The 23,302-nt window shown below is 52.0% G+C and carries 20 protein-coding genes and 1 tRNA gene; 14 read left to right on the top strand and 7 right to left on the bottom strand.

The window, feature by feature from the left end; all coding sequences use genetic code 11:
• Positions 1 to 14 precede the first annotated feature (14 nt).
• Complete coding sequence (rpmB, locus tag D9738_RS21740; protein ID WP_000091955.1) at positions 15 to 251, bottom strand: 50S ribosomal protein L28; 237 nt, start codon at positions 249 to 251, stop codon at positions 15 to 17.
• A 216-nt stretch (positions 252 to 467) separates the two neighbouring features.
• The gene (radC, locus tag D9738_RS21735; RefSeq protein ID WP_130261164.1) at positions 468 to 1,136 is read right to left on the bottom strand and encodes a DNA repair protein RadC; all 669 of its coding nucleotides are present in this window, start codon (positions 1,134 to 1,136) and stop codon (positions 468 to 470) included.
• Positions 1,137 to 1,307: 171 nt separating this feature from the next.
• Between radC and coaBC the strand changes: the two genes are divergently transcribed.
• The 3 genes from coaBC to slmA all read left to right on the top strand — a co-directional run bounded on the left by coaBC (position 1,308) and on the right by slmA (position 3,667).
• Positions 1,308 to 2,528, top strand: a complete 1,221-nt coding sequence (gene coaBC / locus D9738_RS21730) for a bifunctional phosphopantothenoylcysteine decarboxylase/phosphopantothenate--cysteine ligase CoaBC (RefSeq protein WP_130215156.1) — start codon at positions 1,308 to 1,310, stop codon at positions 2,526 to 2,528.
• Positions 2,506 to 2,964: a dUTP diphosphatase gene (gene dut / locus D9738_RS21725; protein ID WP_000976070.1), complete on the top strand. Its 459-nt coding sequence runs from the start codon at positions 2,506 to 2,508 to the stop codon at positions 2,962 to 2,964. The genes coaBC and dut overlap by 23 nt, the downstream gene beginning before the upstream one ends.
• A gap of 106 nt (positions 2,965 to 3,070) precedes the next feature.
• Positions 3,071 to 3,667: a nucleoid occlusion factor SlmA gene (gene slmA, locus D9738_RS21720; RefSeq protein ID WP_130206731.1), complete on the top strand. Its 597-nt coding sequence runs from the start codon at positions 3,071 to 3,073 to the stop codon at positions 3,665 to 3,667.
• 45 nt (positions 3,668 to 3,712) lie between these two features.
• On the opposite strand, the gene D9738_RS21715 is transcribed toward slmA, so the two are convergent.
• The 3 genes from D9738_RS21715 to rph all read right to left on the bottom strand — a co-directional run bounded on the left by D9738_RS21715 (position 3,713) and on the right by rph (position 6,381).
• On the bottom strand, positions 3,713 to 4,714 hold the full coding sequence (locus tag D9738_RS21715; protein ID WP_240780608.1) for a reverse transcriptase family protein: 1,002 nt from the start codon (positions 4,712 to 4,714) through the stop codon (positions 3,713 to 3,715).
• 243 nt (positions 4,715 to 4,957) lie between these two features.
• A complete protein-coding gene (pyrE, locus tag D9738_RS21710) occupies positions 4,958 to 5,599 on the bottom strand; it encodes an orotate phosphoribosyltransferase (RefSeq protein WP_000806177.1) in 642 nt (213 codons plus the stop codon).
• A gap of 65 nt (positions 5,600 to 5,664) precedes the next feature.
• Positions 5,665 to 6,381 carry a ribonuclease PH gene (gene rph, locus D9738_RS21705; protein ID WP_130206735.1) on the bottom strand — a complete coding sequence of 239 codons (717 nt, stop codon included), beginning with the start codon at positions 6,379 to 6,381 and terminating at the stop codon, positions 5,665 to 5,667.
• A 126-nt stretch (positions 6,382 to 6,507) separates the two neighbouring features.
• On the opposite strand from rph, the gene D9738_RS21700 reads away from it, so the two are divergent.
• Together D9738_RS21700 and D9738_RS21695 are read left to right on the top strand one after the other, a co-directional pair.
• Positions 6,508 to 7,371 (top strand): YicC/YloC family endoribonuclease, encoded by an 864-nt coding sequence (locus tag D9738_RS21700; RefSeq protein ID WP_000621326.1) that lies wholly within the window; start codon positions 6,508 to 6,510, stop codon positions 7,369 to 7,371.
• Positions 7,372 to 7,622: 251 nt separating this feature from the next.
• On the top strand, positions 7,623 to 8,240 hold the full coding sequence (locus tag D9738_RS21695; RefSeq protein ID WP_064526048.1) for a trimeric intracellular cation channel family protein: 618 nt from the start codon (positions 7,623 to 7,625) through the stop codon (positions 8,238 to 8,240).
• Here D9738_RS21695 and ligB read toward each other — a convergent pair.
• The gene (gene ligB / locus D9738_RS21690) at positions 8,237 to 9,922 is read right to left on the bottom strand and encodes an NAD-dependent DNA ligase LigB (RefSeq protein ID WP_130261163.1); all 1,686 of its coding nucleotides are present in this window, start codon (positions 9,920 to 9,922) and stop codon (positions 8,237 to 8,239) included. The genes D9738_RS21695 and ligB overlap by 4 nt on opposite strands.
• A gap of 258 nt (positions 9,923 to 10,180) precedes the next feature.
• Here ligB and gmk point away from each other — a divergent pair, with 258 nt between their 5' ends.
• From gmk to recG, 5 genes are read left to right on the top strand one after another with little or no spacing between them, the layout of a single operon-like run.
• The gene (gene gmk, locus D9738_RS21685; protein WP_010344504.1) at positions 10,181 to 10,804 is read left to right on the top strand and encodes a guanylate kinase; all 624 of its coding nucleotides are present in this window, start codon (positions 10,181 to 10,183) and stop codon (positions 10,802 to 10,804) included.
• 54 nt (positions 10,805 to 10,858) lie between these two features.
• Complete coding sequence (gene rpoZ / locus D9738_RS21680) at positions 10,859 to 11,134, top strand: DNA-directed RNA polymerase subunit omega (RefSeq protein WP_000135058.1); 276 nt, start codon at positions 10,859 to 10,861, stop codon at positions 11,132 to 11,134.
• An 18-nt stretch (positions 11,135 to 11,152) separates the two neighbouring features.
• Positions 11,153 to 13,261 carry a bifunctional GTP diphosphokinase/guanosine-3',5'-bis pyrophosphate 3'-pyrophosphohydrolase gene (gene spoT, locus D9738_RS21675; RefSeq protein WP_130206741.1) on the top strand — a complete coding sequence of 703 codons (2,109 nt, stop codon included), beginning with the start codon at positions 11,153 to 11,155 and terminating at the stop codon, positions 13,259 to 13,261.
• A 6-nt stretch (positions 13,262 to 13,267) separates the two neighbouring features.
• A complete protein-coding gene (trmH, locus tag D9738_RS21670; protein WP_130261162.1) occupies positions 13,268 to 13,957 on the top strand; it encodes a tRNA (guanosine(18)-2'-O)-methyltransferase TrmH in 690 nt (229 codons plus the stop codon).
• A gap of 5 nt (positions 13,958 to 13,962) precedes the next feature.
• Positions 13,963 to 16,044: an ATP-dependent DNA helicase RecG gene (gene recG / locus D9738_RS21665; RefSeq protein ID WP_130261161.1), complete on the top strand. Its 2,082-nt coding sequence runs from the start codon at positions 13,963 to 13,965 to the stop codon at positions 16,042 to 16,044.
• Between the two features lie 188 nt (positions 16,045 to 16,232).
• Here recG and gltS read toward each other — a convergent pair whose 3' ends face one another.
• A complete protein-coding gene (gltS, locus tag D9738_RS21660) occupies positions 16,233 to 17,438 on the bottom strand; it encodes a sodium/glutamate symporter (RefSeq protein ID WP_130206745.1) in 1,206 nt (401 codons plus the stop codon).
• A 279-nt stretch (positions 17,439 to 17,717) separates the two neighbouring features.
• Here gltS and xanP point away from each other — a divergent pair, with 279 nt between their 5' ends.
• The 4 genes from xanP (at position 17,718) to D9738_RS21640 (ending at position 23,121) form a co-directional block, all read left to right on the top strand.
• The gene (gene xanP, locus D9738_RS21655) at positions 17,718 to 19,109 is read left to right on the top strand and encodes a xanthine/proton symporter XanP (protein ID WP_130261160.1); all 1,392 of its coding nucleotides are present in this window, start codon (positions 17,718 to 17,720) and stop codon (positions 19,107 to 19,109) included.
• Positions 19,110 to 19,230: 121 nt separating this feature from the next.
• Positions 19,231 to 20,940 (top strand): AsmA family protein, encoded by a 1,710-nt coding sequence (locus D9738_RS21650; protein WP_130261159.1) that lies wholly within the window; start codon positions 19,231 to 19,233, stop codon positions 20,938 to 20,940.
• 331 nt (positions 20,941 to 21,271) lie between these two features.
• A tRNA-Sec gene (locus D9738_RS21645) sits at positions 21,272 to 21,366 on the top strand.
• 573 nt (positions 21,367 to 21,939) lie between these two features.
• Positions 21,940 to 23,121 (top strand): integrase arm-type DNA-binding domain-containing protein, encoded by a 1,182-nt coding sequence (locus D9738_RS21640; RefSeq protein WP_130261158.1) that lies wholly within the window; start codon positions 21,940 to 21,942, stop codon positions 23,119 to 23,121.
• Positions 23,122 to 23,302: the final 181 nt, after the last annotated feature.

The raw sequence follows: 23,302 nt of genomic DNA, 5'->3' as shown, positions 1-23,302 counted from the left end.
TTTCCTCTAAGTACTTAGTACTTTTCGCCACGGGCACGCAGTTCAGCCAGAACTGTATCGATGCCTTTTTTATCGATTACACGCATACCTTTAGCAGATACGCGCAGGGTGACAAAACGCTTCTCGCTCTCAACCCAGAAACGGTGAGAGTGCAGGTTCGGCAGGAAACGGCGTTTAGTCGCGTTCAGTGCGTGGGAACGGTTGTTACCGGTCACCGGACGCTTGCCAGTAACTTGGCAGACTCGGGACATGTCTATTCTCCAAAAATCAAATTAGCTCGAGCTTCGTATGGGGTATTGGCGCCTCGTCAGGCTTTACAGCCCGGTCATCGCAGTTCTATGTGAACTCTCGATTGCCAGGCCCAAATGCCAAACCCGAGATTCTCAAAGGTGGCGTAGTATACGCTGACTCGGCGATGTGCTCAAGTCCCGAACAGACAAAGATCCCGAAGGATCGCGCATAGCGGATTAAATCCAGCCGCGTTCGGCAAAAGAAACATATTCTCCACGCCCAATCACGATATGGTCGAGCACGCGTAAATCCATGAACTGACAACTTTTTATTATCCGTTCGGTAATGAGTTTATCCGCTTTACTGGGTTCAGCACAACCAGAAGGGTGATTATGGGCAAGGATCAGCGCCGAGGCGTTTATTTTTATCGCTTCACGAATAATTTCTCGTGGATGGACTTCCACATGATTTAACGTGCCGGAAAAGAGTCGGCTGTGAGTAAGGACCCGGTGTTGGGAATCGAGAAAGATCACCATAAAGATCTCTCGTTCCTCTCCCGTAAGTTGGCTTTGTAAAAACTCCCTCGTCATCTCCGGGCTGAGCAACGGGCTTTCTTCGCGCATCCGCACGTTGTAGTAACGCCGCGCCAGTTCCGCAACTCCCTTTAACTGGGCGAATTTCGCCACACCAATTCCATGAACGCTACTAAATTGTTCATATTCAGAGGATAACAAGCCGTAAAGCGACCCAAAATTCTCCAGCATCTCTTTCGCCAGGGTTAACACATCCTTACCGCGCGTACCCGTACGCAGAAATAACGCCAGCAGTTCAACATCCGTTAACGCGCCAATGCCCAACTTCAGCATTTTTTCGCGTGGCATCAACAATTCTACATTGCTTTTCACCTTCACCTCCTTTGTGGAGGGCGGATCCTGTCATAGTCGTTTGGTTAAATCGACGGCCAGTTTTCAATCCTGGAAAGCGCCTCGCAAAGTGATTCTCAGGTGAAAGCACGACAACAAAAGTATTGTGATAAAATCGCCAACTTCTGGTGTCTCCCTACAGGAAAAATCATCATGAGCCTGGCCGGTAAAAAAATCGTTCTCGGCGTCAGCGGCGGTATTGCTGCCTATAAAACCCCTGAGCTGGTGCGTCGTTTGCGCGATCGCGGAGCAGACGTCCGCGTAGCCATGACCGAAGCGGCAAAAGCCTTTATCACCCCACTTAGCTTGCAGGCGGTTTCTGGGTATCCCGTTTCCGATAGTCTGCTGGATCCAGCAGCCGAGGCGGCTATGGGTCATATTGAGCTGGGTAAATGGGCTGATTTAGTGATTCTCGCCCCAGCCACCGCTGATTTGATTGCCCGCGTAGCTGCCGGGATGGCGAATGATCTGGTGTCAACGATTTGCCTGGCCACGCCTGCGCCTGTTGCCGTACTGCCAGCCATGAACCAGCAGATGTATCGTGCTGCGGCTACCCAACATAATTTAGAGGTACTTGCCTCACGTGGTTTACTGATCTGGGGGCCAGATAGCGGCAGTCAGGCCTGTGGTGATATCGGCCCTGGGCGAATGCTCGATCCATTAACCATTGTGGATATGGCTGTCGCACATTTTTCGCCCGTCAACGACCTGAAACATCTGAATATTATGATTACCGCCGGCCCGACGCGTGAACCGCTCGATCCCGTGCGTTATATCTCTAATCACAGCTCCGGCAAGATGGGCTTTGCTATCGCCGCAGCCGCTGCCCGTCGCGGAGCGAACGTTACACTGGTTTCCGGACCGGTTTCGCTACCGACACCGCCGTTTGTTAAACGTGTTGATGTGATGACCGCACTGGAGATGGAAGCCGCTGTGAAGGCCTCTGTACAGCAGCAAAATATTTTTATCGGTTGCGCCGCCGTGGCTGATTATCGCGCAGCCGCTGTCGCCAGTGAAAAAATCAAAAAGCAGGCGACTCAGGGGGATGAATTAACAATAAAAATGGTCAAAAACCCTGATATCGTCGCTGGAGTTGCCGCACTAAAAGACCAAAGGCCTTATGTTGTTGGATTTGCGGCCGAAACAAATAATGTGGAAGAATACGCCCGGCAAAAACGTATTCGTAAAAACCTTGATCTGATCTGCGCGAACGATGTTTCCCGGCCAACTCAAGGATTTAACAGCGACAGCAATGCATTACACCTTTTCTGGCAAGACGGAGATAAAGTCTTACCGCTTGAGCGCAAAGAGCTCCTTGGCCAATTATTACTCGACGAGATCGTGACCCGTTATGATGAAAAAAATCGACGTTAAGATTCTGGACCCGCGCGTTGGGAAGGAATTTCCGCTCCCGACTTATGCCACTTCTGGTTCTGCCGGACTTGACCTGCGCGCCTGTCTCGACGACGCCGTAGAACTGGCGCCGGGCGACACCACCCTGGTACCTACCGGGTTGGCGATTCATATTGCCGACCCTTCACTGGCGGCGATGATGCTGCCGCGCTCCGGATTGGGACATAAGCACGGTATCGTGCTCGGCAACCTGGTAGGATTGATCGATTCTGACTATCAGGGCCAGTTGATGATTTCCGTGTGGAACCGTGGCCAGGACAGCTTCACCATTCAACCAGGCGAACGTATCGCGCAGATGATTTTTGTTCCGGTGGTACAGGCCGAATTTAATCTGGTGGAAGATTTTGACGCCACCGACCGCGGTGAAGGCGGCTTTGGTCACTCTGGTCGTCAGTAACACATACGCATCCGAATAACGTCATAACATTGCCGCAAACATTTCGTTTGCGGTCATAGCGTGGGTGCCGCCTGGCAAGTGCTTATTTTCAGGGGTATTTTGTAACATGGCAGAAAAACAAACTGCGAAAAGGAACCGTCGCGAAGAAATACTTCAGTCTCTGGCGCTGATGCTGGAATCCAGCGATGGAAGCCAACGTATCACGACAGCGAAACTGGCCGCCTCCGTCGGCGTTTCCGAAGCGGCTCTGTATCGCCACTTCCCCAGTAAAACCCGCATGTTCGATAGCCTGATTGAGTTTATCGAAGATAGCCTGATTACTCGCATCAATCTGATTCTGAAAGATGAGAAGGACACCACAACGCGCCTACGTCTGATTGTGTTGTTGCTCCTCGGTTTTGGTGAGCGTAATCCTGGCCTGACCCGCATCCTTACCGGGCATGCGCTGATGTTTGAACAAGACCGCCTGCAAGGGCGCATCAACCAACTGTTCGAGCGTATTGAAGCGCAGTTGCGTCAGGTATTGCGTGAAAAGAGAATGCGTGAGGGTGAAGGTTACACCACCGATGAAACGCTGCTGGCAAGCCAGTTGCTGGCATTTTGTGAAGGTATGCTGTCACGATTTGTCCGCAGCGAGTTTAAATACCGCCCGACGGATGATTTTGACGCCCGCTGGCCACTAATTGCTGCACAGTTGCAGTAATTCTCCCCTAAACGTTCAGGCAGAAACGTCTGCCTGACGCTTTTCTTACCATGCCACCAGCATTCGCTTTACACTTTCCCTCGCCTGTTTAAAGGCCTCATCCTCAGGGTTGATTTGCAATAACCAGTTTATTCTTCCCTGCAAAGCATACAGATACGCCGTTGCCTGTGCGTGGAGATCGCCAGAAGGATCAAGTTCACCACGATGACTAAGATGCGAAATAACGCCATATTTTTGGCACAAATGCACCTCCTGACGCAGCGCCCGGCGCGCTTCACGGGCAAGCTGTGGTTTGTGATTAACAACAATCCCGGTTACCTGCTGGCGCTTACAGGCCGCGACCAGGCAGCTTTTGCGTTGATTGAGGCTCAGGCCCAGCTCCGCTAACAATCCGCACACTTTATTTTTAACCTGACGGGCATTGAAGTGACCTGAAAAGGTCATGTCATCGCAGTAGCGGGTATAGATAATTCCTCGTGTCTGGCACCATGCCCCAATGCACTCATCAAAACGGCGCATCACAAGATTGGAAATGGCAGGCGAAGTTGGCGCCCCCTGCGGTAACGCGTCGTTATAGCAACAAAGCCAGGTCAGTATGGTTACCACATTGCGTGGCAACTGGGCCAGTCCAAACACACGCCAGACCTGTAACCAGCTAATACTATCGAAAAAGTTTTCGATATCGAGTTTCAGGATCTGCGACTGTTGGCAGTGAGGCTGCGCGTTGCTGACGATTGGGCAACCTGGCCGGTAGGCGGTAGCAAAAGGGGAAAGCGGAAATCGTGAAAGTACGTTCTTAAGAATGTTGCGCTGTACGGTTTTGAGCAAGTAATCAGGGGCTAGCAGCATCCGCTGACCACCGTGGCGCTTAGAAAGAATAATGCATCGGTAATGGCGTCCGACATGATTACTGAGCGCATACAGCCGCTGTATTTCTTTATCGGCACTCCAGCCCGGCGAGCCGAACAAATCGAGCGCCAGAAGGGTTATCCGGGTAGCATCCCACATCACGGCGGCCAAAAGAGGCGCCAACAGCGGCAATACCATCAAACCATCCCTAAGGCGCGTAACTGTACTGAGCGCGTCAGCGCGACGTACGCGAAGCGTACTTAAGTACAATGAAGCGGCTTTGGGTATATGGACATACTACTGGCGTTAAGTCGGCGACTCGCCGACCCTCCCGGACAAAAGGCCGGAAACGCTATTGCCACTGCTGGCGAAAGCAGATTAACACGATATCTTAAAGCGCATCACGCTGCGCACAGCAAAAACCCTGCGCAGCACATATTTTTAAACGCCAAACTCTTCGCGATAGGCCTTAACCGCCGCCAGATGTTCCGCCATTTCTGGCTTCTCTTCCAGGTAGGCAATCAAGTCTTTCAGGGTGATGATAGAGATCACCTTGCAGTTGTAATCACGCTCAACTTCCTGAATCGCCGAAATTTCTCCGCGACCCCGTTCCTGACGATCGAGCGAAATCAGCACGCCAGCAAGCGTCGCGCCATTGGCCTGAATAATTTCCATCGACTCGCGAATCGCCGTCCCGGCGGTGATGACATCATCCACCAGCATCACACGCCCTTGTAACGCGCTACCAACCAGATTGCCGCCTTCACCGTGATCTTTTGCTTCTTTGCGGTTAAAGCAGTACGGCAGGTCCAGGTCATGATGCTCCGCCAGCGCCACGGCGGTTGTGGTGGCAATCGGGATCCCTTTGTAAGCAGGGCCAAACAGCAGATCGAACTCAATGCCGGAATCCACCAATGCTTCAGCGTAAAAACGGCCTAACAGTGCCAGGTCGCGCCCGGTATTAAACAGCCCGGCGTTGAAGAAATAGGGGCTTTTGCGCCCGGATTTCAACGTAAACTCGCCAAACTTTAACACCTGCTTGCTAAGCGCAAATTCAATAAACTGGCGCTGATATGGTTTCATGCCTTCGCTCCTCATCTTACTTTTCTACAGACAAAAAAAAGGCGACTCATCAGTCGCCTTAAAAATCAGTTTTCCAGCGCCGCCTTCTGCGTCGCTACAATGGATTCGATTCCCCCTCGAGCCAAGGCCAACAAGGTGAGTAGCTCTTCGTGGGTGAACGGTTCACCTTCTGCCGTTCCCTGCACTTCAATGATGCGCCCGTCTTCGGTCATCACCACGTTCATGTCCGTTTCAGCCGCTGAGTCTTCAACGTATTCCAGATCGCAAATCGCTTCGCCGTTAACAATACCGACAGAAACCGCGGCAACCATCCCTTTCATTGGATTGGTTTTCAGCTTGCCATTTTCAACCAGTTTATTCAGGGCATCGGCTAGTGCAACACAAGCACCGGTGATAGAAGCAGTGCGGGTGCCGCCATCGGCCTGAAGTACGTCGCAATCCAGCGTAATAGTAAACTCACCGAGGGCTTTCAAATCTACTGCGGCGCGCAATGCACGAGCGATCAGACGCTGGATTTCCATCGTGCGGCCGCCCTGCTTACCTTTCGCCGCTTCACGGGCATTACGGGTATGAGTAGAACGCGGCAGCATACCGTATTCTGCGGTGATCCAGCCCTGGCCCTGACCTTTCAGGAAGCGCGGCACGCCTTCTTCAATAGAGGCGGTACACAACACTTTGGTATCGCCAAATTCGACCAGCACCGAGCCTTCTGCATGTTTTGTATAGTTACGAGTCAGGGTAACGGGACGCACCTGATTATTGCTACGGCCTGCTGGACGCATATTGAAATCTCCGGCTTGAAACAAATGTGGCTGCGCATTATACGGACTTCCGGCGGTTATTCCTATCCTGACAAGGCATCGATGGCTATAATCCTTCCACCTCTCCTTTTATAAACAGGAACGTCTATGATCCGCAGTATGACCGCCTACGCCCGGCGTGAAATCAAGGGTGAATGGGGGAGCGCAACCTGGGAAATGCGCTCGGTAAACCAGCGTTATCTGGAAACTTACTTTCGTCTGCCGGAGCAGTTCCGTAGCCTTGAACCTGTCGTTCGCGAGCGTATTCGTTCTCGCCTGACGCGCGGTAAAGTGGAATGTACCCTGCGCTATGAGCCAGATGTCAGCGCGCAAGGTGAGCTGATCCTCAACGAAAAACTGGCTAAACAGCTGGTAACTGCTGCGAACTGGGTAAAAATGCAGAGCGACGAAGGGGAAATCAACCCGGTTGATATTCTGCGCTGGCCAGGCGTGATGGCAGCTCAGGAGCAGGATCTCGACGCCATTGCTGCTGAAATTCTTGCGGCGTTGGATGGCACCCTGGACGACTTTATCATCGCGCGTGAAACCGAAGGTCAGGCGCTGAAAGCATTGATCGAGCAGCGTCTGGAAGGCGTCACCGCCGAAGTGGTCAAAGTCCGCGCCCATATGCCGGAAATCCTGCAATGGCAGCGTGAGCGTCTGGTAGCGAAGCTGGAAGACGCCCAGGTGCAACTGGAAAACAACCGTCTGGAGCAGGAGTTGGTTCTGCTGGCACAACGAATTGACGTTGCCGAAGAGCTGGACCGCCTCGAAGCGCATGTTAAAGAGACGTACAACATTCTGAAGAAAAAAGAAGCGGTTGGCCGTCGTCTGGACTTTATGATGCAGGAGTTCAACCGCGAGTCGAACACTCTTGCGTCGAAATCTATCAATGCCGAAGTGACAAACTCCGCCATCGAGCTGAAAGTGTTGATCGAGCAAATGCGCGAGCAGATTCAGAACATCGAGTAAGCGACATATCTCCGTAGGCCGTTGTTAATTACAGCGGCGCTACGCATATAGTTTCGTCCTCATATTTATTTACTCCATACTTTTTCTAATGCATTTTACTTATCACAAAATCAGAAAAATGCATTCCTGCTACAGAAAATAGCAATTTCACATAACTACAAATTATCAATCCATTCTCTCCTTAAAAAATCTCAATCGTGACAATGCACACAAGTCGCTACCCTGCCAGGCAGATTTTTAGGGGGAAAACCATGCTGTTACACATTTTGTATTTGGTTGGCATTACTGCCGAAGCCATGACAGGGGCGCTGGCGGCCGGACGGCGGCGCATGGATACATTTGGCGTAATTATCATTGCGACCGCCACCGCAATTGGCGGAGGGTCAGTGCGCGATATTCTGCTGGGCCACTATCCGCTTGGCTGGGTCAAACACCCGGAGTATGTGATTATCGTCGCCACCGCCGCCGTGTTCACCACTATCGTTGCTCCCGTGATGCCTTACCTGCGTAAAGTCTTTCTGGTGCTCGATGCACTCGGACTGGTGGTTTTTTCTATCATTGGCGCACAGGTCGCGCTGGATATGGGACACGGCCCGATCATTGCCGTTGTCGCGGCTGTGACGACTGGCGTGTTTGGCGGCGTTTTGCGCGATATGTTCTGTAAACGCATCCCTCTGGTATTCCAGAAAGAGCTGTACGCCGGGGTTTCCTTTGCTTCCGCCGTGCTGTATATCGCGCTGCAACACTATGTTTCCAACCATGATGTGGTGATTATTTCCACCCTGGTATTCGGCTTTTTCGCTCGCTTGCTGGCGCTGCGTCTTAAACTGGGATTACCGGTTTTTTATTACAGCCACGAAGGTCACTAAGGCACAAAACCTGTGATCTGCTGGGCAGCCAGCCAGTTGCCCAGCATCTTGATTTGCGCATTATCCTTCCATTCCATAACCTGACTTGCACGACGCAGCCCTGTCCCCGGTAGTTGCTGCCAATACTGTTCGCTTCTCTGCAAAAGTTGCGCCCAGGAGCTGAAGTCGTTGGCATTAAGCGCCGTTTGGGTTAACGGTATTCCCATTGCCATCACCCAGCGAGTAAAAGGCTGCTGACGTGCCAGGTTAAACTGATGCCATAACTGCTCACCTTTACTCTTCGCGATCCCCGGCGTGTGCTGCAATTGCTCTGGCGTTAATGAAAGCCAGGAAAAAATATGCTCAAAGCGATGCGTCTGATGTAGCGAGCGCCAGCCAGATTCACCGATGCCCTCCAGCCCCAAAACCTGTTTTGATCCCAGCCAAACTAATCGCGATATAAATTGTTCCTGACAAACATCAGAAGCAAAGTAGCAGGTCAACGCGTTAAAACGGTTTTCTGGCGGCGTCGGTTTTGTGCGTTCAGCACCGCGCCAGACCACTTCATCAATGCGTGGAATACCCTGACCGGCAAGACTCACAAGGATTTGATCGCCAGGTGCAATGTCCCACTCCTGCCAACGTCTGACGGAACCAATGTTCACCCGCTGGACTTTTTTATCATCCAGCATGACAGGCGCGAGTGACGCCACCACCGAGATTTTTCCGCTCTTACCGACAGCAAACTGTATCGCGTTTACTTCAGTAACCTGGGCCACAGGCTGATATTTCCACGCTATCAGCCAGTCCGCCTGACCCGGTAGCCAATGACGGGATTCGGCTTCCTTAGCCGCTCGCACCACCACGCCATCGGTGACGAAGGGCAATTTCGCTTTCCACCACTCATTACGTGCTCGCTCAACCTCGTCTGCGCTTTTCACCGCAAGGGTATACTTCTGCGTCAAAGTAAAGCCCGCAGTAGCAAGCTGCTGTAATCGCTCGGCCATCAACTGTGGTCCATCCGGCCACGCCCAGATAAACACGCCCAGTGAATGCAGCGTGTCGCTATTGTCCTGGCGCATCAAAATGCCAGCGACCTTTGAACGGGCATTCATTCCTCCCATTTGTTGTTGGATATGCCCCTCACGCTGGAGAAATATCTCACCCTGCAGGGTGCTGTTGGCCAAAGCTCCGCTAACAGATTGCGGTACAGAAGGAATCAAGCGTATTTTCTGCGTCCAGTCCTCACCTTTAAGCCCATTGCCACGACTGATCGCTTTAATCAGTTTTCCATCACGGTAGACCAGTGTTACCGCAACGCCATCAACTTTTGGCTGTACCCAAAGATCGCTGTGCTCATGCATCCACAGACGTAGCACATTTTTATCCGCTAACTTACGTACCCCCGTATGCGCAACCGGATGGATAACCGTGCCACTCAACGGCGGCGGCATAGCGTCACCCGTTGTCTCTTCGCCAAAACAGCGTTGCCACTGTGCAAGGCGGGCGCTTAACTGATCGTAAACCCCATCTTCCACGTCACTTTTCCCTTTTTTCCAGTAATCATCGTCCCACTGTTTTACTTGCTGTTGTAGGCGGGAGATTTCTTCATGCGCTCTGGCTGGCGACCAGGCCGGGCAGACCGCCTTCGCTGATGATTGCCAGCACAAAATACTCATTAACACTGCAATCCATACTTTCATCGTCACCTCCGCTGTAGTCAGGCGGGCAGATATACAACGAGATGAATGCAAAGCCGAGTGGCAAAAACGGAGTCTACGAGGACGCTTCCAGAGAATCGTTCTTGTTGCAGTAAATGACCGGGAATTGCGGAAACAGGTACGCAAAACGCAACAACTTTGCGCAAAAAGTGTGAGCAAGGGCTACGTCACATGGCCGCGCCGTGTATAATAAGCCCGTATGTAGGCTTTATTTCGCTTAATCACATACGAAAGATACTCATGGCTCAAGGCACTCTTTATATTGTTTCTGCCCCCAGTGGCGCGGGTAAATCCAGCCTGATTCAGGCTTTATTAAAAACCCAACCGTTATACGACACTCAGGTTTCTGTTTCACACACCACGCGCGCACCGCGTCCGGGTGAAGTACATGGCGAACACTACTTCTTTGTTAATCATGATGAATTTAAAGAGATGATTAGCAGAGATGCATTCCTTGAGCACGCGGAAGTGTTCGGTAATTACTATGGCACTTCACGCGAGGCCATTGAGCAAGTACTGGCGAGCGGCGTGGATGTTTTTCTGGATATTGACTGGCAGGGCGCACAGCAAATTCGCCAGAAAATGCCGCATGCGCGGAGTATCTTTATTCTACCGCCGTCAAAAATTGAGTTAGACCGTCGTTTACGGGGTCGAGGTCAGGACAGCGAAGAGGTCATTGCAAAGCGAATGGCGCAAGCAGTTGCAGAAATGAGCCATTACGCCGAATATGATTATTTAATAGTGAATGATGATTTCGACACCGCTCTGGGTGATCTAAAGACTATCATTCGCGCCGAACGCTTGCGCATGAGCCGCCAAAAGCAGCGTCATGACGCTTTAATCAGCAAATTGTTGGCAGACTGAACCTTCTTTCAGTATCATGCCCAGTCATTTCTTCACCTGTGGAGCTTTTTAAGTATGGCACGCGTAACTGTTCAGGACGCTGTAGAGAAAATTGGTAACCGTTTTGACCTGGTACTGGTCGCCGCGCGTCGCGCTCGTCAGATGCAGGTAGGCGGAAAGGATCCGCTGGTACCGGAAGAAAACGATAAAACCACAGTAATCGCGTTGCGCGAAATCGAAGAAGGTCTGATCAACAACCAGATCCTCGACGTGCGCGAACGCCAGGAACAGCAAGAGCAGGAAGCCGCTGAATTACAAGCCGTTACCGCTATTGCTGAAGGTCGTCGTTAATCACAAAGCGGGTCGCCCTTGTATCTGTTTGAAAGCCTGAATCAACTGATTCAAAACTACCTGCCGGAAGACCAAATCAAACGTCTGCGGCAGGCGTATCTCGTTGCACGTGATGCTCACGAGGGGCAAACACGTTCAAGCGGTGAACCCTATATCACGCACCCGGTCGCGGTTGCCTGCATTCTGGCCGAGATGAAACTCGACTATGAAACGCTAATGGCAGCGCTGCTGCATGACGTGATTGAAGATACTCCCGCCACCTACCAGGACATGGAACAGCTTTTTGGTAAAAGCGTCGCCGAACTGGTAGAGGGAGTATCAAAGCTTGATAAGCTCAAGTTCCGCGATAAGAAAGAGGCGCAGGCCGAAAACTTTCGCAAGATGATTATGGCGATGGTGCAGGATATCCGCGTCATTCTCATCAAACTCGCAGACCGTACCCACAACATGCGCACGCTGGGCTCACTTCGCCCGGACAAACGTCGCCGCATCGCCCGTGAAACTCTCGAAATCTACAGCCCGCTGGCGCACCGTTTAGGTATCCACCACATTAAAACCGAACTCGAAGAGCTGGGTTTTGAGGCGCTGTATCCCAACCGTTATCGCGTAATCAAAGAAGTGGTGAAAGCCGCGCGCGGCAACCGTAAAGAGATGATCCAAAAAATCCTCTCGGAAATCGAAGGGCGTTTGCAGGAAGCGGGAATACCGTGCCGCGTCAGTGGTCGCGAAAAGCATCTTTATTCGATCTACTGCAAAATGGTGCTCAAAGAGCAGCGTTTTCACTCGATCATGGACATCTACGCCTTCCGCGTGATCGTCAATGATTCCGACACCTGTTATCGCGTGCTCGGCCAGATGCACAGCCTGTACAAGCCGCGTCCGGGTCGCGTGAAAGACTATATCGCCATTCCCAAAGCGAACGGCTATCAGTCTTTGCACACCTCGATGATTGGCCCGCACGGCGTGCCGGTTGAAGTCCAGATCCGCACCGAAGATATGGATCAGATGGCGGAAATGGGTGTTGCCGCGCACTGGGCTTATAAAGAGCACGGCGAAACCAGCACGACTGCACAAATCCGCGCCCAGCGCTGGATGCAAAGCCTGCTGGAGCTGCAACAGAGCGCCGGTAGCTCGTTTGAATTTATCGAGAGCGTTAAATCCGATCTCTTCCCGGATGAGATTTACGTTTTCACACCGGAAGGGCGCATTGTCGAACTGCCTGCCGGTGCAACGCCCGTCGACTTCGCTTATGCGGTGCATACCGATATCGGTCATGCCTGCGTGGGCGCGCGCGTCGACCGTCAGCCTTACCCGCTGTCGCAGCCGCTCTCCAGCGGCCAGACCGTTGAAATCATTACCGCACCGGGCGCTCGCCCGAATGCCGCGTGGCTGAACTTTGTCGTCAGCTCGAAAGCGCGCGCCAAAATTCGTCAGTTGCTGAAAAACCTCAAGCGTGATGATTCTGTAAGCCTGGGTCGTCGTCTGCTCAACCATGCGTTGGGTGGTAGCCGTAAGCTCAATGAAATCCCGCAGGAAAATATTCAGCGTGAACTGGACCGCATGAAGCTGGCTACGCTTGACGATCTGCTGGCGGAAATTGGTCTTGGCAACGCGATGAGCGTGGTGGTCGCGAAGAATCTGCAACATGGGGACGCTTCCATTCCACCGGCGACCCAAAGTCACGGACATCTGCCAATTAAAGGTGCCGATGGTGTGCTGATCACCTTTGCGAAATGCTGCCGCCCAATTCCTGGCGACCCGATTATCGCTCACGTCAGCCCCGGTAAAGGTCTGGTGATCCACCATGAATCCTGTCGTAACATCCGTGGCTACCAGAAAGAGCCAGAGAAATTTATGGCTGTGGAATGGGATAAAGAGACGGCGCAAGAGTTCATCACCGAAATCAAGGTGGAGATGTTCAATCATCAGGGCGCATTAGCTAACCTGACGGCAGCGATCAATACGACCAACTCCAATATTCAAAGTTTGAATACAGAAGAAAAGGATGGTCGCGTCTACAGCGCCTTTATTCGTCTGACCGCCCGTGACCGTGTGCATCTGGCGAATATCATGCGCAAAATCCGCGTGATGCCAGACGTGATTAAAGTCACCCGAAACCGAAATTAATGTTTTATGAACCCAACACGTTATGCACGTATCTGCGAAATGCTCGCCTGGCGGCAGCCTGATCTGACCGTCTGCATGGAGCAGGTCCACAAACCCCATAACGTTTCTGCGATTATTCGTACTGCAGATGCCGTTGGCGTACATGAAGTTCACGCCGTCTGGCCTGGCAGCCGGATGCGCACTATGGCTTCGGCTGCGGCTGGCAGCAACAGTTGGGTACAGGTGAAAACGCACCGTACCATTGGCGATGCCGTCGCCCATCTGAAAGGCCAGGGCATGCAGATTCTGGCAACCCATCTTTCTGATAACGCTGTCGATTTCCGCGAAATTGATTACACCCGCCCGACCTGTATTTTGATGGGTCAGGAGAAAACGGGCATCACTCAGGAAGCATTAGCCCTGGCGGATCAGGACATCATCATTCCGATGATCGGCATGGTGCAGTCGCTGAATGTTTCCGTTGCCTCAGCCCTCATTCTTTACGAAGCCCAGCGCCAGCGGCAAAACGCAGGCATGTATCTGCGTGAAAACAGTATGTTGCCGGAAGCAGAGCAACAACGTTTGTTATTTGAAGGCGGCTATCCGGTGCTGGCGAAAGTCGCGAAACGCAAAGGTCTGCCCTACCCTCATGTCAATCAGCAAGGCGAGATTGAAGCTGATGCCAACTGGTGGGCCACTATGCAGGCCGCAGGGTAAGCGCCATGAAAGGTCGCCTGTTAGATGCTGTCCCGCTCAGTTCCCTAACGGGCGTGGGCGCAGCGCAAAGTAACAAACTGGCGAAAATCAATCTGCATACCGTGCAGGACTTGTTATTACACCTTCCCCTGCGCTATGAAGATCGCACCCATCTCTACCCCATCGGTGAGCTACTGCCGGGCGTTTATGCCACGGTGGAAGGCGAAGTGCTGAACTGCAATATCTCCTTCGGCGGTCGGCGAATGATGACCTGCCAGATTAGCGACGGTTCCGGCATTCTCACCATGCGCTTTTTCAATTTCAGCGCGGCGATGAAAAATAGCCTGGCAACGGGCCGCCGCGTGCTGGCCTATGGCGAAGCAAAGCGCGGTAAATATGGCGCGGAGATGATCCACCCGGAATACCGCGTACAGGGCGATCTCAGTACGCCAGAGTTGCAGGAAACGCTCACGCCGGTTTACCCAACAACGGAAGGCGTAAAGCAGGCGACGCTGCGTAAATTAACCGACCAGGCGCTGGATCTGCTCGACACCTGCGCAATTGAAGAACTCCTGCCGCCGGAACTGTCACAAGGAATGATGACGTTACCGGAAGCGTTGCGCACTCTGCATCGCCCACCGCCAACGCTGCAACTTAGCGATCTGGAAACCGGGCAGCATCCGGCGCAACGTCGTCTGATTCTGGAAGAACTGCTGGCGCACAACCTTAGCATGCTGGCGTTACGCGCCGGAGCGCAACGTTTCCATGCCCAGCCGCTTAGCGCCAGTGACGCGCTGAAAAATAAACTCCTCGCCGCCTTACCGTTCAAGCCAACGGGCGCACAGGCACGCGTAGTGGCGGAGATTGAGCGCGATATGGCGCTCGATGTACCGATGATGCGCCTGGTACAAGGCGATGTAGGCTCCGGTAAAACGCTGGTTGCCGCCCTCGCCGCGCTGCGTGCGATTGCTCACGGTAAACAGGTGGCATTGATGGCGCCAACCGAGTTACTTGCCGAGCAGCACGCCAATAACTTCCGCAACTGGTTTGAACCGCTCGGTATCGAAGTGGGCTGGCTCGCCGGTAAGCAGAAAGGTAAAGCGCGACTGGCTCAGCAAGAAGCCATCGCCAGCGGTCAGGTGCAGATGATTGTTGGCACTCATGCCATTTTCCAGGAACAGGTGCAGTTTAACGGCCTGGCGCTGGTGATAATCGACGAACAGCATCGCTTTGGCGTGCATCAGCGTCTGGCATTGTGGGAGAAAGGCCAGCAGCAAGGCTTCCATCCACATCAGTTGATCATGACCGCCACGCCGATCCCCCGCACGCTGGCAATGACCGCGTATGCCGATCTCGACACCTCGGTCATTGATGAACTGCCGCCAGGACGTACCCCAGTGACGACAGTGGCAATTCCTGATACGCGCCGTAACGATATTATCGACCGCGTGCGCCACGCCTGCATAACGGAAGGCCGTCAGGCGTACTGGGTTTGTACGTTGATTGAAGAATCGGAATTACTGGAAGCGCAGGCGGCGGAAGCCACGTGGGAAGAGTTGAAACTGGCGCTACCAGAGTTGAATGTCGGTCTGGTGCACGGGCGGATGAAACCAGCCGAGAAACAGGCGGTGATGGCATCGTTTAAACAAGGTGAGCTACACCTGCTGGTTGCCACCACTGTTATTGAAGTCGGCGTTGATGTGCCTAACGCCAGTCTGATGATTATCGAAAACCCGGAGCGTCTGGGTCTGGCGCAGTTACACCAGCTTCGCGGGCGTGTAGGTCGTGGCGCGGTGGCTTCTCACTGTGTCCTGCTCTACAAAACACCGCTCTCCAAAACGGCGCAAATCCGCCTGCAAGTGCTGCGTGACAGTAACGACGGTTTTGTGATTGCGCAGAAAGATTTGGAGATACGCGGACCGGGTGAACTGTTAGGCACACGTCAGACGGGTAATGCCGAATTTAAAGTGGCAGATTTACTGCGCGACCAGGCGATGATCCCGGAAGTTCAGCGCCTGGCGCGACATATTCACGAACGTTACCCACAGCAGGCAAAAGCCCTGATAGAACGCTGGATGCCAGAGACTGAACGTTACTCGAATGCGTAAAAGGCGGCGGTGAGAAGACCGCCGTTTCAGGTTGATCTACCTTCCTGCCGGATGCGGCGTGAACGCCTTATCCGTCCTACAAAAACCTACAAATTCAATAATTTGCGAATCAATATGCAGGCTTGATAAGCGAAGCGTATCAGGCATTTGTCTTTGTTGCGGCGGCACTTCTACCGCCGCTTCATCGGTTAACCCGCAAAAATCGGCAACATTAAATACAGCTTAATCACCAGGGCGTTAACGATATCGATAAAGAACGCACCGACCATCGGCACCACCAGGAAGGCCATATGTGAAGGGCCAAAGCGTTCAGTAATCGCCTGCATGTTGGCGATTGCCGTTGGTGTCGCGCCAAGACCAAAGCCACAGTGACCCGCAGCCAGCACCGCCGCATCGTAGTTTTTGCCCATCATGCGCCAGGTGACGAAGATGGCATACAACGCCATGAAGATGGTCTGTACCACCAGAATCGCCAGCATCGGCAGCGCCAGCGAAGCCAGTTCCCACAGCTTCAGGCCCATCAGAGCCATCGCCAGGAACAACGACAGGCTAACGTTACCCAGCACCGATACCGCACGTTCAAAGACGCGATAAAAGCCCATCATTGACAGACCGTTGCTCAGAATCACGCCTACAAACAGCACACAAACAAAGGTTGGTAATTCAAAAGCAGTGCCAGCCAAAAGTTGCGCAACAATTTTCCCCACCGTCAGACAGATAGCAATCAGCGCGATAGTTTCAATCAGCACCAGCGAGGTGATCATGCGCCCTACATCTGGCTTTTCGAACGCCGTCGGGACTTCCTGGTCATCCGGAATACCGTCCGGCGTGGTGGAGTGTTTCACCAGATAACGCGCCACTGGGCCACCAATCAGACCGCCCAACACCAGACCGAACGTCGCACAGGCCATCGCTACTTCCGTCGCGTTGGTGAAGCCATAACGTTCAATAAACAATTTACTCCACGCCGCGCCAGTCCCATGACCGCCAGAAAGCGTAATAGACCCTGCTAACAGCCCCATCAGCGGATCAAGACCTAACAGACTGGCCATACCAATACCGATGGCGTTTTGCATCACCAACAGACCAACAACCACAATCAGGAAAATCCCCACCACACGGCCACCGGCACGTAAGCTGGCAATGTTGGCGTTCAAGCCGATGGTGGCAAAGAAAGCCAGCATCAACGGATCGCGCAGGGACATATCAAAGTTGACTTCCCAGCCCATACTTTTTTTCAGCACCAACAGCGCCAGCGCCACCAGCAGCCCTCCAGCAACCGGTTCAGGTATGGTGTATTTCTTCAAAAAGGAGACGGAATGGACCAACTTTCGCCCGAGCAGCAACGTTAGCGTTGCGGCAACAAGCGTTGCTAAAGTATCGAGATGAAACATAGTTACTCCTTTGTGTCCGCACCACTCTTTCATACTCGTCATACATCATCGCGCATTTGCAGTAAGGCGAAATATGACGAGTATCGAGTCATGCTTTCCTGGTTCGAATTCTCAGCTGAAAATAGAAAAATGGCATGGATTTTAAGCAGAAAACAACCAAAAGTTATATAAAAAAGTGCATTTATCGCATTTAAATATTTAGAAGAATGGATGGCAAACGTTTGCTTTTGCCTTTCGGTCAGCTAAAATGCCCGTTTTGCTACCACGGGATTGTTTTCGATGTCTGTTTCCACCCTCGAGTCAGAAAATGCGCAACCGGTTGCGCAGACTCAAAACAGCGAACTGATTTACCGTCTTGAAGATCGTCCGCCGCTTCCTCAAACCTTGTTTGCCGCCTGTCAGCACCTGCTGGCGATGTTTGTCGCGGTTATCACCCCTGCGCTTCTCATCTGCCAGGCGCTAGGTTTACCGGCACAGGACACACAACACATTATTAGTATGTCGCTGTTTGCCTCCGGTGTGGCATCGATTATTCAGATTAAAGCCTGGGGGCCGGTAGGTTCCGGGTTGTTGTCGATTCAGGGGACCAGTTTCAACTTCGTTGCCCCGCTGATTATGGGCGGCACGGCGCTGAAGACCGGTGGTGCTGATGTTCCCACCATGATGGCGGCACTGTTTGGTACCCTGATGTTGGCAAGTTGCACGGAGATGGTGATCTCCCGTGTTCTGCATCTGGCGCGCCGCATTATTACGCCGCTGGTTTCTGGCGTCGTGGTGATGATTATCGGCCTGTCGCTAATTCAGGTTGGATTAACGTCCATTGGTGGCGGCTATGCGGCGATGAGCGATAACACCTTTGGCGCACCGAAAAACCTGCTGCTGGCGGGCGTGGTCTTAGCCTTAATCATCCTGCTTAACCGCCAACGTAACCCTTACTTACGCGTGGCCTCGCTGGTGATTGCGATGGCGGCCGGATATGCGCTGGCGTGGTTTATGGGTATGTTGCCAGAAAGCAACGAACCGATGACGCAAGAACTGATTATGGTACCAACGCCGCTCTATTACGGTCTTGGTATTGAATGGAGCCTACTGCTGCCGCTGATGCTGGTCTTTATGATCACATCGCTGGAAACCATTGGCGATATCACCGCGACCTCTGACGTTTCCGAACAGCCGGTTTCCGGCCCGCTGTACATGAAACGTCTGAAAGGCGGCGTGCTGGCAAACGGCCTGAACTCGTTTGTCTCGGCAGTATTTAACACCTTCCCGAACTCCTGCTTCGGACAGAACAACGGTGTAATTCAGTTAACGGGTGTTGCCAGCCGTTATGTCGGTTTTGTGGTGGCGCTGATGTTGATCGTGCTGGGCCTGTTCCCGGCAGTGAGTGGTTTCGTGCAACACATCCCAGAGCCAGTTCTGGGCGGCGCTACGCTTGTGATGTTTGGCACCATCGCCGCATCCGGTGTACGCATCGTTTCCCGCGAGCCATTGAACCGTCGGGCAATTCTGATTATTGCACTGTCGCTGGCCGTCGGTCTGGGCGTTTCTCAGCAGCCGCTGATTTTGCAATTTGCCCCTGACTGGCTGAAAAACCTGCTCTCTTCAGGTATTGCCGCTGGCGGTATTACTGCCATTGTGCTGAACCTGATTTTCCCGCCGGAAAAACCGTAATTCACTTAGCGGCGGTAAGTTTCTTTACCGCCGCAGCGACTCTCTTTCACCATTCCCGCCTTGAGGAATGCGCGTAAATCGTGCATAACTCCCTTATGTGTATTTCGCGGGATGGAAGACTATGAAATTTATTGGGAAGCTGCTTCTCTACATTTTCGTCGCGCTACTCGTAGTGATAACTGGCCTCTATTTTCTTCTGCAAACCCGTTGGGGTGCGGAGCATATCAGCGCATGGATTTCCGAAAATAGCGACTACCATTTGGTCTTCGGGGCAATGGATCACCGCTTTTCCGCGCCGTCTCATATCATACTGGAGAACGTCACGTTTGGTCGTGATGGACAGCCCGCGACCCTGGTGGCAAAAAGTGTTGATATCGCCTTGAGTAGTCGGCAACTGACCGAACCGCGCCATGTCGATACCATTCTGCTGGAAAACGGGACGCTGAATCTCACCGACCAGACCGCCCCGCTACCGTTCAAAGCCGATCGCCTGCAACTGCGCGATATGGCATTTAATAGCCCAAATAGCGAGTGGAAATTAAGTGCTCAGCGGGTAAATGGCGGCGTTATTCCGTGGTCGCCAGAAGCCGGTAAAGTGTTGGGAACGAAAGCGCAGATTCAATTCAGTGCTGGCTCCCTGTCGCTCAATGATGTTCCTGCCACCAATGTGTTGGTTGAAGGCAGTATTGATAACGATCGCGTTACGCTGACCAATCTGGGTGCCGATATCGCGCGCGGTACATTAACCGGAAACGCGCAGCGTAACGCCGACGGTAGCTGGCAGGTGGAAAACCTGCGCATGGCGGATATCCGTCTGCAAAGCGAAAAATCGCTGACTGATTTCTTTGCGCCATTGCGCTCTGTGCCTTCGTTACAGATTGGTCGCCTGGAAGTGATAGATGCTCGCCTGCAAGGCCCGGACTGGGCGGTGACCGATCTCGATCTCAGCTTACGCAACATGACCTTCAGTAAAGATGACTGGCAGACACAGGAAGGAAAGCTGTCGATGAATGCCAGCGAGTTTATTTATGGTTCGCTGCATTTGTTTGACCCGATTATGAACGCAGAATTTTCCCCGCAGGGCGTGGCGCTGCGCCAGTTTACCAGCCGTTGGGAAGGTGGCATGGTGAGAACGTCAGGAAACTGGCAACGCGACGGGAAAACGCTGATCCTCGATGATGCGGCAATTGTCGGGCTGGAATATACCCTGCCAAAAAACTGGCAACAGTTATGGATGGAAACAACACCCGGCTGGTTAAACAGTCTGCAACTGAAGAGATTTAGCGCCAGCCGCAACCTGATCATTGATATCGACCCGGCCTTCCCGTGGCAACTCACCGCGCTCGATGGCTATGGCGCGAATCTGACACTGGTTGCCAATCACCAATGGGGCGTCTGGAGTGGCACAGCGAATCTGAATGCCGCCGCCGCGACGTTCAATCGTGTTGATGTTCGCCGTCCGTCGCTGGCACTGGCCGCCAACAGCAGCACGGTGAATATCAGCGAACTTAGCGCGTTTACCGAGAAAGGCATTCTGGAAGCCACTGCCAGTGTTTCACAAACGCCGCAGCGCCAGACTCATATCAGCCTGAACGGACGCGGTGTGCCGGTGAATATCCTGCAACAGTGGGGATGGCCAGAGCTACCGATTACTGGCGACGGCAATATTCAGCTTACCGCCAGCGGCGATATTCAGGCCGATGCACCACTAAAACCCACGGTTAACGGGCAACTCCATGCCGTGAACGCTGAAAAACAGCAAGTGACCCAAACCATGAATGCTGGCGTCGTTTCCAGTGGCGAAGTTACGTCAACGGAGCCAGTGCAGTAAAAATCAATCTCACCGGGTACGACACAGCCGTACCCGGCATTTTTTCAATAAATAACAAACAGTAGAGTATCCAATTACCATGTTCGTTCCCGCTCATTGCACGGCGTAAACCATCCTTAAGAATACGGATATTGCTATTTTTTGTTATCAACTTACGTTTCTTTTTTCTGGGAGCGCGGTTGTGCCAAAGCGTAACTTATGGATTTGCCGAGAGTTTCTGTGAAGAGGATCATGGCAAGGCGAAACGAAGCGGAAAAAAGTGTGATGGGGGATGTGATAAGGCGAGGAAGTAGCTATAATGCGCCCCGCCTCCATGTAGCAATCGAGGCGCGGAAGATCGTCGTCTCCGGTGAGGCGGCTGGACTTCAAATCCAGTTGGGGCCGCCAGCGGTCCCGGGCAGGTTCGACTCCTGTGATCTTCCGCCAAAATACTTCTTCTGAACTCTCCCGACGTCAACCCCCCCCTTCTAATCCCTTATATATCAGGCTTTCTTTGTATCCTGAGGTCAACAGGAGTCAACATACTTCAATATACCTTTGGGGGCATAATTGGGGGAACTAAATATTGAAAGGAAAGTTCATGCCACCAAAACAATAAAAAAACTTTATAATCAAATAATAACATCATCTGATACCCATAGTAGACCTTGCAAATTTTCTATCGGCAGAAAGTTTTCTGCTCATAAATTCAACAGACTCAGAATGCTTGTCGAATAGACGGAAAAGGGTAAAAACATCTCGTTCCGCGACATACATCGAATGTGATGTTTAATCAAGGCCATCAAATTAAGAGAGGATGCACAAAAAAATCAAGAATGGTTACGATCGGGCGCATATAACACTCTAGAAAGAGAGCAATGTTACTAAGGACAGCCCCCTCTCAACTGAGTCTATCAGAACATAATGACTTAACTGTCAAAATGACCAAGTTGCCTCTTTCCCTTACATACAAACAAACTCTGGTTACCAAAACATTCTTGCATTAAGGAGGAAACAAAGATGCCGTTAACTGATGCAAAAGTACGCGCATTAAAACCCAGAGAAAAAGCATATCGCATAAGCGACGCAGGCGGATTATACGTTGAAGTTGCTCCCAATGGCTCACGCTACTGGCGCATGAAATATCGCATTGCGGGAAAAGAAAAACGCCTCGCTTTTGGCGTCTACCCCGATGTTTCTCTTGCTGACGCCCGTGAAAAACGTGATGCGGCTAAGAAGATTCTGGCGGCAGGTGGAGATCCCGGAGAAGCAAAAAAAGCCGAGAAACTTGCACAGAAACTGAATGCAGAAAACACCTTTGAAGTCATTGCTCGCGAGTGGCATCAGTCTAAAGCAGATCGCTGGTCCCTACGCTACCGTGCAGAAATCATTGACACCTTTGAAAAAGACATCTTCCCCTATATTGGCAAACGTCCCATCGCTGATATTAAACCAATGGAGCTACTGGAAACTTTACGTAAAATGGAGAAACGCGGAGCGTTGGAGAAAATGCGTAAAGTTCGTCAACGCTGTGGAGAAGTATTCCGTTTTGCAATCATTACTGGCAGAGCGAGTTACAATCCCGCCCCCGATCTTGCCGGTGCGTTAGCTACACCAAAGAAAGTGCATTTCCCATTCCTTACTGCTACTGAACTTCCTTACTTCCTTAACGATCTGGCAGGTTATACCGGCAGTATCATCACAAAAACAGCGACTCAGATCATCATGTTAACTGGCGTACGCACGCAAGAATTGCGCTTTGCCCGCTGGGAGGATATCAATTTTGAAACAAAGTTGTGGGAAATTCCAGCAGAGGTGATGAAGATGAAACGTCCTCATATTGTGCCGCTTTCAGAACAAGTCATTACTCTATTTAAGCTGCTTGAGCCAATATCAAAACATCATTCGTTGGTGTTTATCGGCCGGAACGATCCTCGCAAGCCTATAAGCAAGGAAAGTATTAATCAGGTTATTGAGTTACTGGGATATAAAGGTAGGCTAACCGGACATGGCTTCCGCCACACCATGAGCACCATTTTACACGAACAGGGTTTTAATTCAGCGTGGATCGAAACACAGTTAGCCCATGTAGATAAAAATGCTATCAGGGGAACTTATAACCATGCTCAGTATCTCGATGGCCGCCGTGAAATGATGCAATGGTACGCTGACTACATATATTCACTTTCTGAGCAGACCTGATGAATGAAAGTTCAGTGATACAAAAATAATGAATAACCATCCTGCACTGACAGCAGGATGGCTTTATTTATATTTCTTTTTTTATTTGCTCACACTGCCTGAACCCACATCGGGGGAGCAAGGATGCGGACTCCACATCTTGTACCACTCTACAAACAGGCTGTAGTGGATCGGTAATTCA

Origin of the sequence: Escherichia sp. E10V5, from assembly GCF_004212315.1 — a bacterium.
GTDB lineage: Bacteria > Pseudomonadota > Gammaproteobacteria > Enterobacterales > Enterobacteriaceae > Escherichia.
This window is presented reverse-complemented; position numbering and strand designations above follow the sequence as displayed.

Bases quoted from the DNA above. Each gene is read 5' to 3' on its own strand.
- dut (WP_000976070.1), top strand. From the start codon at position 2,506: ATGATGAAAAAAATCGACGTTAAGATTCTGGACCCGCGCGTTGGGAAG.
- gmk (WP_010344504.1), top strand. From the start codon at position 10,181: ATGGCTCAAGGCACTCTTTATATTGTTTCTGCCCCCAGTGGCGCGGGT.
- pyrE (WP_000806177.1), bottom strand. From the start codon at position 5,599: ATGAAACCATATCAGCGCCAGTTTATTGAATTTGCGCTTAGCAAGCAG.
- ligB (WP_130261163.1), bottom strand. From the start codon at position 9,922: ATGAAAGTATGGATTGCAGTGTTAATGAGTATTTTGTGCTGGCAATCA.
- rpmB (WP_000091955.1), bottom strand. From the start codon at position 251: ATGTCCCGAGTCTGCCAAGTTACTGGCAAGCGTCCGGTGACCGGTAAC.
- xanP (WP_130261160.1), top strand. From the start codon at position 17,718: ATGTCTGTTTCCACCCTCGAGTCAGAAAATGCGCAACCGGTTGCGCAG.
- coaBC (WP_130215156.1), top strand. From the start codon at position 1,308: ATGAGCCTGGCCGGTAAAAAAATCGTTCTCGGCGTCAGCGGCGGTATT.
- gltS (WP_130206745.1), bottom strand. From the start codon at position 17,438: ATGTTTCATCTCGATACTTTAGCAACGCTTGTTGCCGCAACGCTAACG.
- trmH (WP_130261162.1), top strand. From the start codon at position 13,268: ATGAACCCAACACGTTATGCACGTATCTGCGAAATGCTCGCCTGGCGG.
- slmA (WP_130206731.1), top strand. From the start codon at position 3,071: ATGGCAGAAAAACAAACTGCGAAAAGGAACCGTCGCGAAGAAATACTT.
- D9738_RS21640 (WP_130261158.1), top strand. From the start codon at position 21,940: ATGCCGTTAACTGATGCAAAAGTACGCGCATTAAAACCCAGAGAAAAA.
- D9738_RS21695 (WP_064526048.1), top strand. From the start codon at position 7,623: ATGCTGTTACACATTTTGTATTTGGTTGGCATTACTGCCGAAGCCATG.
- D9738_RS21715 (WP_240780608.1), bottom strand. From the start codon at position 4,714: ATGGTATTGCCGCTGTTGGCGCCTCTTTTGGCCGCCGTGATGTGGGAT.
- rpoZ (WP_000135058.1), top strand. From the start codon at position 10,859: ATGGCACGCGTAACTGTTCAGGACGCTGTAGAGAAAATTGGTAACCGT.
- D9738_RS21650 (WP_130261159.1), top strand. From the start codon at position 19,231: ATGAAATTTATTGGGAAGCTGCTTCTCTACATTTTCGTCGCGCTACTC.
- recG (WP_130261161.1), top strand. From the start codon at position 13,963: ATGAAAGGTCGCCTGTTAGATGCTGTCCCGCTCAGTTCCCTAACGGGC.
- rph (WP_130206735.1), bottom strand. From the start codon at position 6,381: ATGCGTCCAGCAGGCCGTAGCAATAATCAGGTGCGTCCCGTTACCCTG.
- D9738_RS21700 (WP_000621326.1), top strand. From the start codon at position 6,508: ATGATCCGCAGTATGACCGCCTACGCCCGGCGTGAAATCAAGGGTGAA.